The following is a 15099-nucleotide window of genomic DNA, read 5'->3' as shown; positions in this document are numbered from 1 at the left end:
AACATTTCCACATAGACGTGATGTCAGCGGTGTGAACACGGACTTGGTTGGAGGTTACACTGATATGTTACAAGCTCTTAAATATGGGACACAGTATCTCAAGACCAACGATGAGCAATACTTGAGCGAGTTCACTCAAACGCTGGCGATAGCTGCCGATGAACTAAAGACAGCCAGTCAAGAGGTCAGCACTGTTGCAAGTAAAGGGAAATATCAAAAATAGAACCATTTCTTTAGTGGCTTCCCTAATAATTCAGTACTTGATTGACGGATTCGTTCCGTTCTGTGTATTATAAGACAAATTCTATCGGAAAGACGTTGACGAAGACGAGTACGCATGCCACGTGCATTGCAGAGAATCGGCGGTTGGTGAGAGCCGATATGCACAGGGTGCTGAATGGACTTCTGAGTCGCTTGCTGAAACCGTTTCGTCGGTAGTATGCATTGTCGGGAGGGCCTCTCCGTTACCAAGAGGCAGGTATCGAGATGAATGACTCGTCTCTGTACCGGAAAGTGTGTCGGGGATACCCCCGACGAATGAGGGTGGCACCGCGGTCTCACGTCCCTTGGGGGATGTGGGGCCTTTTTATATACAATTTTGACTCAGAAGGGGAAAGAGGCCCGATGATGATAGGCATTAGCTGGTCCCGTGAAACAAGGAGGTGGTGGTATGAGTGATGGTTGGTGGTGCAAAAGGGATTCTAATTTACAAAACGGGAGTGATTTGAATGCAGAGCAATCAGCAGGTGGACAGGGTGCTGACCGGAGACCGTACCACCGGGAAGCTTCACCTGGGCCATTATGTCGGAAGCCTTAAGAACCGTATTGACATGCAATACCAGTACGACACTTTCATCCTGCTTGCAGATGTGCAAGCACTGACCACGCACTTTGAAGCTCCGAAGGAAATGGGACGACATCTGCGTCAGATAACACTCGACTATTTGGCGGCGGGAATCAATCCCGAAAAGGTCACCATTTTTGTCCAATCCCTTGTTCCCGAAATTGCCGAACTTACACTCTTTTACTCCATGTTTGTGACGGTCAACGCTCTTCGCCACAACCCGACTGTCAAATCAGAGGCTGCCGATCGCGGCTACGACCAGCTGTATTACGGGTTCCTCGGGTATCCGGTTAGTCAGGCAGCAGATATCACCTTCTGTAAAGCAACATTGGTACCGGTAGGGGACGACCAGTTGCCGCACATTGAGCAAACGCGAAAAATTGTCCGCCGCTTTAACGAGTTGTATGCACCGGTATTGCTGGAACCGAAAGCTGTTGTGGGCGAAGTTCCGCGGCTGATTGGGCTGGATGGCAGGAGCAAAATGAGCAAGAGTTTAGGAAATGCAATCACGCTGGATGCTTCTGCGCAGGACGTCCGAGAGAAGATTCGGATTGCCGTTACGGACACCAATCGTATCCATAAGTCTGACCCAGGAAATCCAGAGGTCTGTCCTGTCTTCACTTATCATCAGGCGTTTGCATCAGAGGGCGCCGAGGAAATTGCCGCTGGATGCCGCTCCGGCACTCTTGGCTGCGTCGAGTGCAAGGAGCGAGTTGGCAAGCGAATTAACAATCTGTTAGAGCCAATGCGTGAGACTCGGCGAATGTACGAATCGGCCCCACACAAGGTTGATGAAATACTGATTGCCGGCACGGAGAGAGCGAGGAACATTGGGAAGGAAACGATGCGTGAAGTGCGTGAGGCAATGGGGTTGAATTACAATTTCGACAACGACGGGATACGCGGTTGATGGGGGTGGTGGTAATCGAAGCGGATCGATAGCGGAATTATCCCTCCGGGACAGACTCGCACTTTCATCGCCCTTATCTGTGCCGCAATGGCGGTAACCTATAGTCAGGGTCTCATGATTCCGTGGATGGCATCGGTTCAGACAGGACACATTTCTCCTCTCATGAACAGTCTCAGCACCAGTGATACCTACGCCGGTCTAGTGGTTGCTATGGTGTTTGTGGGACGGATTTCTCGGCGGGTAGGTATCGTAGTTTGCTTACATGGGCGCTGGTCATCGGTATCTTTACTATCTGTCTGTTTGTAGTGGTTGATAACGTACAGTGGTGGCTTTTCCATTAGTTTTCGGCTTTATGGAATCCGCCCTGACTGGCGATTTGCCGCTCTTCGCACAACGGGGTGGATTGTCTCTGGGGGCTGTTTCTGCGTCACTCGCAGCGTTCGTCATTGGGAGTCTTGTGTTCCAGTTTCCACTTGGACATCTAAGTGATGGCCTTGGGCGTAAAGCCGTCCTGATAGCATGTTCAGCAGTTGGTGTGGTGTTGTTTAGCTTGCTTCCGGCGGCAACCGGATGGACCATGTTATTTGTCAGCCTGTGTTTTGTCGTCGGGGCGTTTCTGGATACACTGTTCAGTTTGAGTCTGGGTTATCTCAGCGATCTCGTTGGCTCAACCAATTTTCCCACCGCCAATCAGTTGGCCGTCACCAACCTCGGTCTTGGCCTCATGACAGGACCCGTGGTTGGCGGTTTGACGATGACCTGGTTGGGTCCTGGCGGGTTGTTTTGGACGATAGCTGTTCTATACTTGTTATTCATTGGCTGTGCACTGTTGTGGAAGCCAACGAGCAAATGAAATGAATGAAGGGCAAATGATGTTTTGAAAATACAAGTTGTGGCTTAAGGGCATAATTTGGTGTCAGCAACAACATCCGCAGCGACAACACGGTGTGCTAGCTATTCCATCAGTTTTGCTGGTATACTTCACGTAATTCAGCATCGGCATGTTGATGTGATGAAATCTATCGAGTGGGGTGAGGGAGTTGTCGACGATTCATGTACCTACAAGGTGGGGTGCCATACCTGCCAGCTATTCCTTCGTACAGCAGACGCCGAGTTCGTCCAAACTTGCGGTCTTGTTTCCAGGTTTTGCTTATCCTTTAGATGCTCCCCTTATGAGGTATGCCGCATCCGCCGCTTATGACTCAGGCTGCGACGTGCTCGGAGTTGAGTATGGCTATCAAGCTAACAGGGCGGACCTTCAGGAAGAGGACCAGAGCTATTTGGTCGATGAAATCGTCGTTGCGTTAAAGAACAATATCGGCCAGCAGTATTCTAATGTCGTATTCATCGGCAAGAGTCTAGGTACGATTATCCAAACTGAAGTCGCGCGGAACATAGGCTTCTCGGTTGAAAACCACGTGTTTCTAACGCCTTTGCGCAAAGTCATCCCTTCGATTCGCGACGCAGAAAATGCTCTCGTCGTTGTGGGAGACAATGATAGTTTATTTAATAGCTCTGATATTAGTGAAGTGGCGAACTTGCCAAATGTCCAATTACATGTCCTGTCGGGAGCGAATCACCAGCTCGAAACCGACAATTACAGAGAGTCCATTGATCTTCTTAAAACCACCGCTATGCTGTGCGGCGGCTTCTGTAAACATCTGTGACATGTGCATTGGTTTACACTAGTGAGTAAGCACGTGCGTTAACCACGCAAAAATCATAAGGATGACTCCTATCACCCCGAGAGAGACACTTATGAGCCCCACCTTACACCCTCTCAGTATCTGACACACCTTCCACACTTTCGTTGTTTAGAAGGCAATCTCCTGCTCTGAGCGTTACAGCGGTTGAGAAGGACAGACTTAGACCGCGTCGATACCAAGGAACCCAATGGTTGTTTAGTATAATGTAGACGATGCACGAGACTCTGTTTCTGATGATGGTAGGTGATTCGATGAAGAGTATGAGTGTGATGAAGAGCATTACTGTAACAAAGGTTTTGACGGTCATTAGTATTGTCGCAAGCGCTACAGCGATTTGGTTCGCTTACAGCGCGTATCATGCCACGAAAGCCAATAGAAAAATGGAAATTCAAGATTACAATCAGTGGATGCAATTAATGTTAATCGGTAATTCCTATCTTAATTCTGAAGGCAGGGGTGAGAAGCCTAGGAAAGGTGCGTTCCTAGAACCTCCCAACACTGCGCTGTTTATGGCTGATAAATACATGAATATGGCCGCTGAACTTGCGAACGGCGTATCCGGTTTGTCAAACGGAGAACAGTCACGAACCTTTAGTCGTTTAGGCGGCGTTGCGTCCCAATTGAGTCAGGAAATCGAGGGAATGTATGACCCTGGGACCTATGCAAAAGGGAGCTACCAAGTGACCACATCTATGAAGACACTGGTGGCTGACCGGAATTTTATGCATGCTCAAGTGACAGACAACATCTTGACAGGAATGCCTAGGTCTGTAACAACTGTTCAGGAAATTAATGACCAATTCAGCCACTTATCAGGACTCGATGTTGGGGTGTTCAGTAAGGACTTTAAGAAATTTATGGTAAGTACGGGTCAGATGCGAACGAACTAGGCGGCTATACGAGTGACCACCGTGGTAGGTAAAATCCTTTAAAGGGAATGATTGATTTCATGACAATTTACGTTGCACTGTTAAGGGGTATAAACGTTGGGGGTCACAATCAAATTAAGATGGCTGATTTGAGGCGAATGTTTGAGTCAGTCGGGATCAATCGAGTTCAGACATATATTCAAAGCGGCAATGTGCTATTTGACTCTGATGAGAATGTGACGTCTCTGAGGCAGCGGATCGAACAGGAACTGGAGAAGACCTTCTCCGTGTCAACTACGATTCAATTAAGGACTTCTGTTGAATTGGAACAGATTATCACAGACTGCCCATTTTCGGAAGAAGAGCGAGGAGAAGCAGAAGCATCTACGGACGCAGTGACCTTTTATGTTTCGTTATTACTTGACTCTCCCGCTCCTGAAGACATTGACCAATTGAATGGATTGCGCTCTGAAATAGACGACTTTCGGGTGCGAGGCCGCGAGGTATATCTATTACTTCGCCAAGGTATTAGGAATTCGAAGCTTGCGAACAGTCTAATTCGCCTAAAAACCCCTTCTACCGTACGGAATTGGAAAACCATGAATAAACTCAACGTTCTAGCAAAATCCATGGAAACGTAAAGTATTGACCTGGCTATTCAAAGTACTGAAGAAGCCATTGGAAATTCTTTATACTCAGTCTTAGCAGTACAGGATCAAACAGCAAAATAATGTTCCATATAAATAAATGAAATGAAGAGGAGGAACCGGAAATGAAGACACTCAAGCGCATGATGGAGCACCTGTACTGGGCGGACGGTCGCATTTTGGACGCGGTTCAGGAGAGTGAGACGAAGTATAAGGACCTTCTGAAGCTGGTTAGGCACGTTGCGATTGCAGAACGAGTATGGCTGTCGCGATTACAGGACAAAGGTAGTGCGCAGTATTCGTTGTGGGAGGAAGCGGAAGACCTGAAAGACATTGGGATGATGTTCGAAGAAAACGCCGAACATTATCGCGTCTATATCGAAGGACTCAAGGAGTCGGAGTTGGATGAGATGGTTGACTATGCGAACCAGAGTGGGGTTCCGTTCCGAACGTCCGTCCGCGACATTCTGTCGCAGGTCCTCTTACATGGGCAATATCATCGGGGACAGATCAACCGGGCACTTCGGAACGAGTCGGCAGAGCCGGTCCAGGTTGATTACATCACATTCGCGAGGCTCTAACGGGGACGATTCTGGAACGACGGGTCGCCGTCGTTTATTAAACTTAGGGCCCAATTAAATAGCATTAATATCAAGAGTCGATACAGGATACTGAGTATCAATTTGGAATCTAGCTCTATACAGGTGCTGAAGTTACCATGAAAGAAGAACCAAGAATTATTTTGTTGAGAGGGGATACCAGTGATGTGGCGGGTCCAGGTTTGGAAAGATAACAATCTAATCGAGGCTTTTCTCCACGATACGCAAGAAGAGTGTGAGGCAAAGAAAACTGAATTAGAAGTTCATTATCAAGCCAATGAGTACGAAGTTCGTGTTGAGGAATTTGAATTAAAAAACTTTAACTTATTGGACTCAAAAAATACTCCCCTTCTTGATGTCCTATTCCAATTCATTAATCCATTAAATTATATGTGATGGAGTATAACGGTTCTGTACTCTATTTTGAGCTTCTCTTTGTGCCAATCGTTGGTGTGTGGTCGTTGTGGTTTGCAACATAAAGTGAATGCTGCCGCATCGTCAGACTTGTGGGGAGCTCAAGTGCATTCAAGCATCGTTTCCACTAGTGCAACCTAAGCTTTTCATCACGCATACTCAGATGGAGATATACGCAATGCTGTCATTGCAGACTCATTTACATGAGTGGGCTCCGTCCTACGCATTTTGAAAGTTATTCCAGTTGTTTATTGCAAATGTAGGGCAGATTTCAACGGTCGCTGTTGTGACGGGCCAGTTTAAGGGCTGATTTGGTCCTGCGATACAATATCATTCTGGACGATACCAACAAAACTGTGCATTGCAGGAGACATCCACTTGTCTTTATGCCAACACATCTGCGTCACAACGGGAAAATCGGGACCGGCCCACAAAATGGACACCAGTTCTCCGTTTTGCAGTTCCTTTTCTACTGCCATTTGAGGTAGCAGTGCCACGCCCAATCCTGCCATAACCCACTGTTTAATGGCCTCTACACTGGCAAACTCTACTCTAGGGTTTTGTGGGGCATCGGCGGCCAGTGAAGATTCAAACATCATACGATAGCTGCACCCTGGCTCCGTTACAAGCAGGGTTTCGCCTTTCAGGTCTGAAGGCATCACTTGGCTCAGTTTTTCCAGGGGATGGCCCTTGCGGGCTAGAACCAACATGGGTTCCTGCATCAACACTTCGAAGACTAATCTCTCATCATGTCCGGCTTCTTCCAATGTGAAGGCCAAGTCTAAATCCCCCTGCAGAACCTGTCTGCGTAAATCAGCACAGATACCTGTTTTGAAAACCAACTCGACATCTGGATATTGCGCTCGAAACTCCATGAGTACAGGCGCGAGGCGGTATGTGCACAAACTCTCTACTGCACCGATGGTGAGTGTTCCGCTCGGACGACGGTCATCCGGTACAGACAGGTGTGCTTCTTCGGCGAGGCTCAATATCTGTTTCGCATACGGCAGCAATCGCGCTCCCGCTTCCGTGAGGCGAATTTGTTTCCCCAGGCGCTCGAATAATTGCACACCCAATTCCTGTTCCAGAGCCTGTATCTGTCCTGTTACACTAGACTGAGCGTAGTTCAAGCGTGCTGCCGTGTGAGTGAAATTGAGTTCCTCCGTCAAAACTTTGAATGTCTGCAACTGTTTGAGTTCCATCGTCATCCATCCAATCGGTTGAATCGATTATCTCTATCACAATAATCGTATGACAAGATAGTACCACGCGTGTACCCTGAGGGAGAAGCTATTTTATCGACTGGGGTGCAAGCAATGGCAGAATCAAGTCTTAAACGAACACTGACCTGGGTTGAGGGAACGGCGGTGGCCATTGGTGCAGTCTTGGGATCCGGTATTCTCATTCTTCCGGCCATTTCGGCACAGATGGCGGGACCTGCCTCGCTTCTCTCATGGCTGCTGATGTCTCTTCTGGCATTCCCCCTTGCAATAACACTGGGACGGCTCGGAGCAAAGTATCCGCATGCCGGGGGTATTGTTGAATACACACGTTTGGCGTTTGGAGAGACAGCAGGCCGCGTTACGGCTTGGCTCTTTGTGGGAACAATTCCAGTTGGCGTACCCATCATTGCACTGGTTGGAGCGAGCTACGTCGAGAGCACTTTTGGGCTACCCCACTGGACTATACCTTCAATGGCCGCAATCATGCTGCTGGTATCCTTGATACTCCATCGGCAAGGAGTACAAATTGCATCCTGGGTTCAAGTCCTTATTCTGGTTCTCATCGCTGTTTTGTTGGTTGCCTCCATTGTTGCTGCAGCATCACATATGCACGCCGAGAATTTTCAGCCGTTTGTCTCCCATGGCTGGTTGTCAGTCGGCACCGCTAGCATCGAAATCTTTTGGTGCTTTGTCGGATGGGAGATGGTAGGACATCTGACAGAGGAGTTTCAGGAACCTCAAAGGGATTTGCGCCGAACTTTTATTCTTGCACCAAGTTTGGTTGGTGGATTGTACGTGGCGCTTTCGATTGTGACGGTGGGAACACATGCCTATGGCACGGCAGATGGACTTGCGCCCCTAAGTCAACTTGTAGGAATTGGATTTGGCGCAGCTGGATTAAAGATAACCGGCACCATGGCCCTGTTCATTACGATGGTAGCGATTCACGGCAATGTTGCTGGATTTTCCAGAATGCTCTTTTCACAGGCGCGGTCTGGTGTGTTTCCATCGTTTCTTGCTAAACTGCATCCACGCAATCAGACGCCAACGGGATCACTTGCAGCACTGGCCGTCGATTTCGCTGTAGTACTCGGAACCTATACACTGTTTCATGTGAATCTTGGCACTCTTATTAAGTGGCCAAGTACAGTGTTTTTAGTGCTGTATGGAATTGCCATGATGGCTGCACTGCGATTAATGAAGGACAGAAGCCTTGGCCAGCGAGCGGTTCCCCTGATTCCACTCTTGGTTTGTGTGGGATTGTATCCACTGAGCGGATGGGCCATGGTGTACCCGGTTTTGCTTGCATGTGCAGGGTGGCTGGTGACCCGCCATAATGCACGATACGGAAGTATCGGGCTTTGAACTAGGTTTGACATGGTTCCTTTATAACTGTGACAGTTGATTGCAAAAGGTAGGGTTGAAGTTGTCGGATATAGAAGGTTCAAAAAAACTGCAGCTAGATGGCAATGGGGAAGTCTCTACACGGAATCCCTATAAGACTGCCATGATAACACTCAGCATTGCTATCGCGGTTAATATTTTTGTTTTCTTGGTTGGATTCTTTTTGCGGGGGAGTCTCCTCACTCTGTCCGTGATGTCAACAAGCATTGTAAATGCAGTCGCTGGTGCTACGGCGGCCGTTGTGGCAGGCTTTGGTCCTTGGGTGGGAGCCATTATCAGCAGCTTGACACATCTCTCGTTTTTACCGTTCCTCCTGTTTAGTTTTAATGATTTGGTAGAGCGCTGGAAGTGGTTTCAACGAAAGCTTGCGCACATCGACAAGGTTAGCGAGAAGTACAAGAAGTATGGCGTTTGGCTGTTGATTCCCTTGTCTGCCACTGCAGGGATTGAAGTTAGCGTAGGTGTAGGCGTGACGCTGCGCTTCAACACGGTACTTATTCTTCTCTCCATTCTCTTCGGCGTCTTTGCTTCGACAATCTTGACCACCATGACGGGAGAAGGTCTTAGACACCTTTTTCTTTCCTTTTAGTCGAGGTTCAATGTGTCGGAACCTGTTGTTGTCTCTGTGGTCTCCCAATTCTCCAAAACAACCCCACCATTACTACCAGGAATAAAGCATACACAACAACTTGCAACGCGGTGGGGCTTGACGCGTATCCGAAGAAGGAATGCAGGACGTCTCCAAATGTGCTGTCTTCGTTTAGGATTGAGGCCGTGTTCCAGATTACGCGGCCGTTCGGAAACCAGCCAAGTTGTTGAAAATTCTCAATGCCATCTGCCAAAAGACCCGCTGCAAACAGCATGAGCAAAGTACCCATGATATTGAAGAAGTGCTGTAGATTGATTCGTTTGCCAAGGACATAAATCGCATAACTTAGAATCAAGCCGACAGCGACACCCACGAGGGCTCCCACCCCAAGCATGAACGGATTGGTATGAAAGGCTATCGCGATCATAAATACGACCGTTTCTAGACCTTCACGTCCAACTGTGATGAAAGCAATGAGGGCAATGGCGAAGACCGATCCCGTCCCTACAGCCGTCTCTATCTTCGCATGTAATTCTTTCTTGAGATTTCTCCCCTGTTTCTTCATCCAGAAAGTCATATACGTTAGAACCCCGCAGGCGATGAAGTAGGTAATGCCTTCAATCATCGTTTGAAGACGGGAACCATCATAACTGCGAAGTGTCGTAAAAACGACGATGCCGCCAATGATTGCAACGGCAACCGCTGCTCCAATGCCAAACCAGACATCCTTAAACCTATCGCGACGGTCAATTTGTTTCAGGTACGCTAACATGATGGAGCAAATCATAGATGCTTCAAGGGATTCTCTAAAGAAAATTAGGAAAGAAGGAACCATGTTACGACCTCCAATACATACATGTGCGCTTGCATCCAATCCATCTCGTTACATCATACTGCATCGCTTATCTAGCAAATCTGTGTTTGCCAGTCAAGTGAGACGACCCAGGCCTGGTGTCGAAGATGGAGCACTTTTTTTCGCTGCAACTCTTTCAGAATACGATTCAGGGATTCCCGTCTCACGCCAACCATCTGTGCAATTTCAGTCTGAGTAACTGGGAGATTAATGTGGACTCCGTCAGATTCCATGCGACCAAAGTTCGAGACAAGTTGTTCAAGAAAGTAATGAACTCGTTGCTCTGCGTCCGACACGGCCAATTGGTGGCTCCATTCGTACATGTGATAGAGTCGGCGGTTCATTTCTCCAGCCAGCTGAATTAGCGCGGTTGAGTAGGGTTCAATCCATCTTTCGAATTCCGTTTGGGAAACTTCAAGTATTGTGGTATCGGTGACGGAATATACAAATTCAGGGAGCGGATCGTGGTAGAACAGACTAGTTCCAGGCAACACAAATCCCTCGCCAACCATTCGATGAATACATTCTCTTCCTTCTTCATCAATGTGAACCAGCTTTATCAGACCGGATTTCACGAAGAAGACGGTACTTGTATCTGTTTCTTGTTCGACCAAAACATCGTTTTTCTTGTAGTGGCGTATCTGGCTCAGTCGGCATAGCGTCTCTAGTGCAGAACCTGGGACATCTGAAAACATTGGCAATGCGCGAAAGAACTCAAGCATTTTTGACGCCTCCCCTTGTAATTGGAACAAATATAACGAATTGACCCTTTGGTAAAACAGACACGCATTGACCAAATGGCATAGTCCGTTCAAGTCATTTTGTGGTAGTCGCTTTTATCCAAGCAGTGATAAAATTTAAATTATTGAATGGACCCGTGGTAAATCTATTTTTACCAAGACTATAATTAGCCGTAGACTTCAGCATGTTGCAAAAGGAGCTCCTGTTTTGTGAGAAGGCTTTTTAGCGTGGAACGCTTTGTCTTTGAAGATGCATCTTTAGATCCGTGGGTTTATAAATTCGTCTTAACGACCGTTCTTGTCGCCTTGTTGGCTAATTGTATTCGCCTAGCCCTTTCGTTGCACTCATATCGAGAAGTCATCTTTCCTGATGGGGGTACTTTGATTGCAATTCCATTTTTGGCGTCCATGAGTCTCCTGCTTTGGCAAAAGCCTCAGTTACTGCGCCGAGCGGTTATAATAATTTTTCTTTCCCTAATCCTCAGAATTACCGCTAATCTTATTTACGATCTCTTTGTGCCTCAGCCTCAGTTTGACCTGCAACTCTTATGGTTAAGCGCATTGATGCTACTAACGTACATTGCTCCGTTTGTAGTTTTTCGAAGGAAGGTTGCCTGTGTTTTAGCATTGGTCATGCTCGGGCTTTGGATGGTGCTCACGGGTTTGTATATGACAATTTATTGGCAGACTGTGCCCATGCGCGAGACACTTGTTGTGCTTTCGCAGGTTTATGGCATCCACTGTATTGTCATCATTTTCATGGCTCTGTTTGTCAGATTGCGACGGCTGTATCTGCGTTCACAAAAATCTGTTTCTCATATGGCAATGCTCGCACACACCGATGTCTTATTAGGGACGCCGAATCGCCGATCGATTCAGGTTCAATTAGAAAAGAGAGTAGAAAATGCAGCAGCGAGGCCATTTAGTATTGTTTTGATTGACATCGACCACTTCAAGGAAATAAATGACAGACACGGGCATAATACCGGCGACGAAGTGCTGGTGGAAGTTGCTAATTTAATATCACGATATAGCAGGTCCGTCGATGATTTTGGCCGTTGGGGCGGGGAAGAGTTTGTGGTCATTTTACCCGATTGTGCCGCTATGGATGCCTATAGGTTTGCTGAGCGGATTAGGGCGTCCATGGAAACCTATGCTTTTCGCGTCGGCCAAGTTACCGCGAGTTTTGGCGTTGCAGAGTTTCAATGGGGAGACAACCTCAATTTACTGTTAAAAAGGGTGGATGATGCACTCTATAAATCCAAAAAACTGGGGAGAAACAGGGTCGAACTAACCACCTAGCAGTGTGTAGCAATATTATTTGGTTCGAAAGATACGGGAGCCGTCTGGGGCGCCAAATCCATCCCATCCCGACAGCCCCGCTTCGCTTCAAACAGCCTTTGAAACAACTCCTGGCAATCTGACTGTCATTGTGGTACCAACATTTAGTTCACTCTTTACGTCAATGCTTCCCTGATGGCTTTGCACAATCTGTAAGCACGTCATCATTCCCAGTCCTGTTCCAAACTTCTTCGTGCTGACGAAGGGTTCGCCAAACTTTGCAATCACTTCTTCTGGAATTCCGCATCCTTCATCTGCAATTTCAATGTCAACCCCATCCAGAGTAGAGCGACTCGCACGAATTGTAATCGTCCCCGCTTTTTGCACCATGGATTCGATAGCATTTTTTATGAGGTTCAGGACGACTTGTTTAATTTGATTCCGATCACATTGAGTCACCGGCACATCTTCAGCAATGAGTAACTGTAAGTCTATTTGTTGACGGCGGGCCTCGTTACGGACCATGTTTACCAGCGGTTTAAGAATGTCAGATATGTGAACCAGTTCGAAACATACGTCATGGGGTTTTGCCAGTGTCAGCAAGTCACCGACAATACCGTCCGCCCTATCCAGTTCTTCTAGGATAGCATCAAATTCTCCCTGTCGCTCAGGAATGTCTGAGCGCAGAAGTTGCAAAGACCACATGACTGCTGCAAGCGGATTTCGTATTTCATGAACCAGTCCAGCCGCCATCTGTCCAGCAATCGACACCTTATCTGCTCGTCGTAACGCTTCTTCGGTGTTCTTTCGGTCCGTAATGTCGTTGCGGAAGGAAATGTACTGATACGGTTTACCTCTTTCATTGAGCAAGGGCACAATGGTTGTATCCATCCAGTAGAGTGTTCCATCGTTGGCTTTGTTTCGAATTTCACCCCTCCATATCTTTCCGTTGGAAATTGTTCTCCACATTTCGCGAAAAAATGCCTCTGAATGGTAACCAGAGTTGATGATTCGATGGTTTTGACCAATTAGCTCATCTTTACTGTATTTAGATATCTCACAGAATTTTCGATTTGCGAAGGTAATGTTTCCTTTTACATCTGTAATCGCAACGATGAGTGCTTCATCAAGTGCAAAGTTTATTTCTTTGAGTTTGAGTAAGGCGTCTTCCCAATCTGCCTGTGGAACACCAGAGTGGTCTAAGGTGGATTCCAGCTTTGCCAAACTTTCACGCAGCACTTCATCAATCTCCTTTATGAGGAACGTCCATAGTCATTTTAGGTGAATATCCATAGTCCTTTTCTACTAATTTTAACAAAAAATCAAACCGACTGCGAAGAGAAAGCAATTCCTAAAGGAAATTTGCAGACGTGCAATTTCGCTGTCAATGCATTTCACACCCCTCTTGCTAAGGCATGGGATTACCAATTTTGCACAACATAAGCAAATACATGTTGGCGGGGGGTGCGTGTGTGGGATTCTTCCAGCACTTTCTCACAAGAACAAACGTGAATTCTCGATTGATCTAACAACAATGGCTGCGGCTGATGGGTCGTTAGATACCAGGCTTGCGAAAAACGAGCAACTGTTGCGCAAAATCTTTACGAATTCTTCGGATGTTGTGTTTCGTAAGATACCGCTCAATCGTCAATCCGCTCTTCTCATGATATATGTGGATGGACTCGTCGATACGAAAACCATTAATGAATCGCTTCTCCGGCCGCTGCTATCTGTAAATGGACCACGAGATAAGGGAAGAACCGGTGAAATACGTCAAGCACTGGCGCAACAATTGGTGGCCATCGCAGATACTGAAACAACCACAGCCCTTCGCGATGTGATTCGACGGATCTTGCAGGGCAATACGAGCATCATGGTTGAGGGTTGGCATGAGGCGCTGATTGTTCGTGCTCAGGGTGCAGAAAAACGAAGCGTTGATAAACCAGATAACGAGACGAGCTTGCGTGGTCCCAGAGATTGTTTTACCGAAACACTCAGGACGAATACGTCTCTCTTGAGACGCAGGATGAAAAATCCGAATCTTAAGATGGAATTGTTCGTCGTGGGTGAGCGAACACGCACTGATGTGGTTATCGCGTATTTAGGTGATTTGGTCGTTCATTCCGCACTTATAGAAGTCCGACGTCGACTGGGTGATATCCCTTTCAAGGACCTCGTAGATTCTGGCTACATCGAGGAGTACATTCAAGATTCGCATTGGTCACCATGGCCTCAGGTTCAAAATACCGAACGACCGGACGTTGCGACTTCCAGCATCCTTGAGGGCAAGGTTGTCATCATCGTTGACGGGAGCCCTTTTGCCCTGATTGTTCCAATGACGTTTTGGGCGGGTTTACAAGCAGCAGATGACCATTACGAACGATTTGAGTATGCGGTGTTTAACCGTTCGTTACGCTATGGCCTTGCTGTCTGTCGCGTTACCAGCTGCGTATGTCGCATTGACTACGTATAATTCGGCAATGTTGCCAGCGCAGCTCATGAGAAGCATCGCAACCGCTCGGGAGCTTTCTCCGTTTCCAACCGTTATTGAGACCACACTGATGGAGTTTATCTTCGACGGGCTGCAGGAAGCTGGGATACGGTTACCGGGACAAATGGGTCCAATTATCAGTATTGTCGGAGCTCATCTGGCCCCTCGGTGTACAAATGCATGGATCACGTATATAAAATCCATCAGTATTTTGGATTTCATCCAGAGCATTGATGCCTTTTCGGCCTTCGTTTGGACTTTCTCAAATACGATTGCGATATCGACTTTTGTTACCATCACAGCGTTTGCCTGTATTCTGTTCTCGTTGCATCTTACACACTTCACTAGCATCATTAGAGATACGATTTTTGTGAATTGTGTACTGCCGCTTAACATGATTGGTATCCCATTGATTCTCTTCGTCGCTGAAAAATGGAAAAGGAGGCCTGCAGTGTGATATTCACTAAATTTTAGCAACCATTTTGTTTGCTCCTGGGAGCATCGGATATTCTCACAAGGGACCAACTCC

The 15099-nt window shown here is 47.2% G+C and carries 15 protein-coding genes, 1 pseudogene and 1 other annotated feature; of the genes and pseudogenes, 12 read left to right on the top strand and 4 right to left on the bottom strand.

Translation table 11 applies throughout. The features are described 5' to 3' along the window. Positions 1–64 precede the first annotated feature (64 nt). From GI364_RS14820 to GI364_RS14785, 8 genes are all read left to right on the top strand, one after another. Complete coding sequence (locus tag GI364_RS14820; protein WP_198850032.1) at positions 65–223, top strand: hypothetical protein; 159 nt, start codon at positions 65–67, stop codon at positions 221–223. 86 nt (positions 224–309) lie between these two features. Further along, positions 310–570: a binding site (T-box leader), on the top strand. Between the two features lie 158 nt (positions 571–728). Beyond that, positions 729–1754, top strand: a complete 1026-nt coding sequence (trpS, locus tag GI364_RS14815) for a tryptophan--tRNA ligase (RefSeq protein WP_198850031.1) — start codon at positions 729–731, stop codon at positions 1752–1754. A gap of 325 nt (positions 1755–2079) precedes the next feature. Next, the gene (locus tag GI364_RS14810) at positions 2080–2607 is read left to right on the top strand and encodes an MFS transporter (RefSeq protein WP_198850030.1); all 528 of its coding nucleotides are present in this window, start codon (positions 2080–2082) and stop codon (positions 2605–2607) included. Positions 2608–2794: 187 nt separating this feature from the next. Beyond that, positions 2795–3421 (top strand): alpha/beta family hydrolase, encoded by a 627-nt coding sequence (locus tag GI364_RS14805; RefSeq protein WP_198850029.1) that lies wholly within the window; start codon positions 2795–2797, stop codon positions 3419–3421. 272 nt (positions 3422–3693) lie between these two features. After that, a complete protein-coding gene (locus tag GI364_RS14800; protein ID WP_198850028.1) occupies positions 3694–4350 on the top strand; it encodes a hypothetical protein in 657 nt (218 codons plus the stop codon). 59 nt (positions 4351–4409) lie between these two features. Then, complete coding sequence (locus GI364_RS14795) at positions 4410–4970, top strand: DUF1697 domain-containing protein (protein WP_198850027.1); 561 nt, start codon at positions 4410–4412, stop codon at positions 4968–4970. A gap of 131 nt (positions 4971–5101) precedes the next feature. Further along, the gene (locus tag GI364_RS14790) at positions 5102–5557 is read left to right on the top strand and encodes a DinB family protein (protein WP_198850026.1); all 456 of its coding nucleotides are present in this window, start codon (positions 5102–5104) and stop codon (positions 5555–5557) included. Positions 5558–5737: 180 nt separating this feature from the next. Then, the gene (locus tag GI364_RS14785) at positions 5738–5971 is read left to right on the top strand and encodes a hypothetical protein (RefSeq protein ID WP_198850025.1); all 234 of its coding nucleotides are present in this window, start codon (positions 5738–5740) and stop codon (positions 5969–5971) included. Positions 5972–6288: 317 nt separating this feature from the next. On the opposite strand, the gene GI364_RS14780 is transcribed toward GI364_RS14785, so the two are convergent. After that, positions 6289–7191, bottom strand: coding sequence for a LysR family transcriptional regulator (locus tag GI364_RS14780; protein WP_198850024.1), 903 nt, complete (start codon positions 7189–7191; stop codon positions 6289–6291). Positions 7192–7305: 114 nt separating this feature from the next. Here GI364_RS14780 and GI364_RS14775 point away from each other — a divergent pair, with 114 nt between their 5' ends. Next, on the top strand, positions 7306–8577 hold the full coding sequence (locus tag GI364_RS14775; RefSeq protein WP_198850023.1) for an APC family permease: 1272 nt from the start codon (positions 7306–7308) through the stop codon (positions 8575–8577). 61 nt (positions 8578–8638) lie between these two features. Further along, complete coding sequence (locus GI364_RS14770) at positions 8639–9205, top strand: hypothetical protein (RefSeq protein WP_198850022.1); 567 nt, start codon at positions 8639–8641, stop codon at positions 9203–9205. A 7-nt stretch (positions 9206–9212) separates the two neighbouring features. Here the strand turns inward: GI364_RS14770 and GI364_RS14765 are convergent, their stop codons facing one another. Together GI364_RS14765 and GI364_RS14760 are read right to left on the bottom strand one after the other, a co-directional pair. Further along, positions 9213–10040 (bottom strand): FTR1 family iron permease, encoded by an 828-nt coding sequence (locus GI364_RS14765; protein ID WP_198850021.1) that lies wholly within the window; start codon positions 10038–10040, stop codon positions 9213–9215. 71 nt (positions 10041–10111) lie between these two features. Beyond that, entirely contained in the window at positions 10112–10780 is a 669-nt protein-coding gene (locus GI364_RS14760) for a Crp/Fnr family transcriptional regulator (RefSeq protein WP_198850020.1), read from the bottom strand. Between the two features lie 246 nt (positions 10781–11026). Between GI364_RS14760 and GI364_RS14755 the strand changes: the two genes are divergently transcribed. Then, positions 11027–12100, top strand: a complete 1074-nt coding sequence (locus GI364_RS14755; RefSeq protein WP_198850019.1) for a GGDEF domain-containing protein — start codon at positions 11027–11029, stop codon at positions 12098–12100. A gap of 87 nt (positions 12101–12187) precedes the next feature. Here GI364_RS14755 and GI364_RS14750 read toward each other — a convergent pair whose 3' ends face one another. After that, entirely contained in the window at positions 12188–13318 is a 1131-nt protein-coding gene (locus GI364_RS14750) for an ATP-binding protein (RefSeq protein WP_198850018.1), read from the bottom strand. Between the two features lie 148 nt (positions 13319–13466). Between GI364_RS14750 and GI364_RS25415 the strand changes: the two are divergent. After that, a pseudogene (locus tag GI364_RS25415) lies at positions 13467–15027 on the top strand (spore germination protein). Positions 15028–15099: the final 72 nt, after the last annotated feature.

Source organism: Alicyclobacillus sp. SO9 (assembly GCF_016406125.1).
In the GTDB taxonomy this organism is placed as follows: Bacteria; Bacillota; Bacilli; order Alicyclobacillales; family Alicyclobacillaceae; genus SO9.
Note: the sequence above shows the minus strand (reverse complement) of the source record. Positions and strands in the feature narration are given on the sequence as shown.

Coding starts and splice junctions, on each gene's coding strand:
- GI364_RS14780 (WP_198850024.1), bottom strand. CDS start 7,191: ATGGAACTCAAACAGTTGCAGACATTCAAAGTTTTGACGGAGGAACTC.
- GI364_RS14760 (WP_198850020.1), bottom strand. CDS start 10,780: ATGCTTGAGTTCTTTCGCGCATTGCCAATGTTTTCAGATGTCCCAGGT.
- GI364_RS14790 (WP_198850026.1), top strand. CDS start 5,102: ATGAAGACACTCAAGCGCATGATGGAGCACCTGTACTGGGCGGACGGT.
- GI364_RS14795 (WP_198850027.1), top strand. CDS start 4,410: ATGACAATTTACGTTGCACTGTTAAGGGGTATAAACGTTGGGGGTCAC.
- GI364_RS14820 (WP_198850032.1), top strand. CDS start 65: ATGTTACAAGCTCTTAAATATGGGACACAGTATCTCAAGACCAACGAT.
- GI364_RS14765 (WP_198850021.1), bottom strand. CDS start 10,040: ATGGTTCCTTCTTTCCTAATTTTCTTTAGAGAATCCCTTGAAGCATCT.
- trpS (WP_198850031.1), top strand. CDS start 729: ATGCAGAGCAATCAGCAGGTGGACAGGGTGCTGACCGGAGACCGTACC.
- GI364_RS14775 (WP_198850023.1), top strand. CDS start 7,306: ATGGCAGAATCAAGTCTTAAACGAACACTGACCTGGGTTGAGGGAACG.
- GI364_RS14800 (WP_198850028.1), top strand. CDS start 3,694: ATGATGGTAGGTGATTCGATGAAGAGTATGAGTGTGATGAAGAGCATT.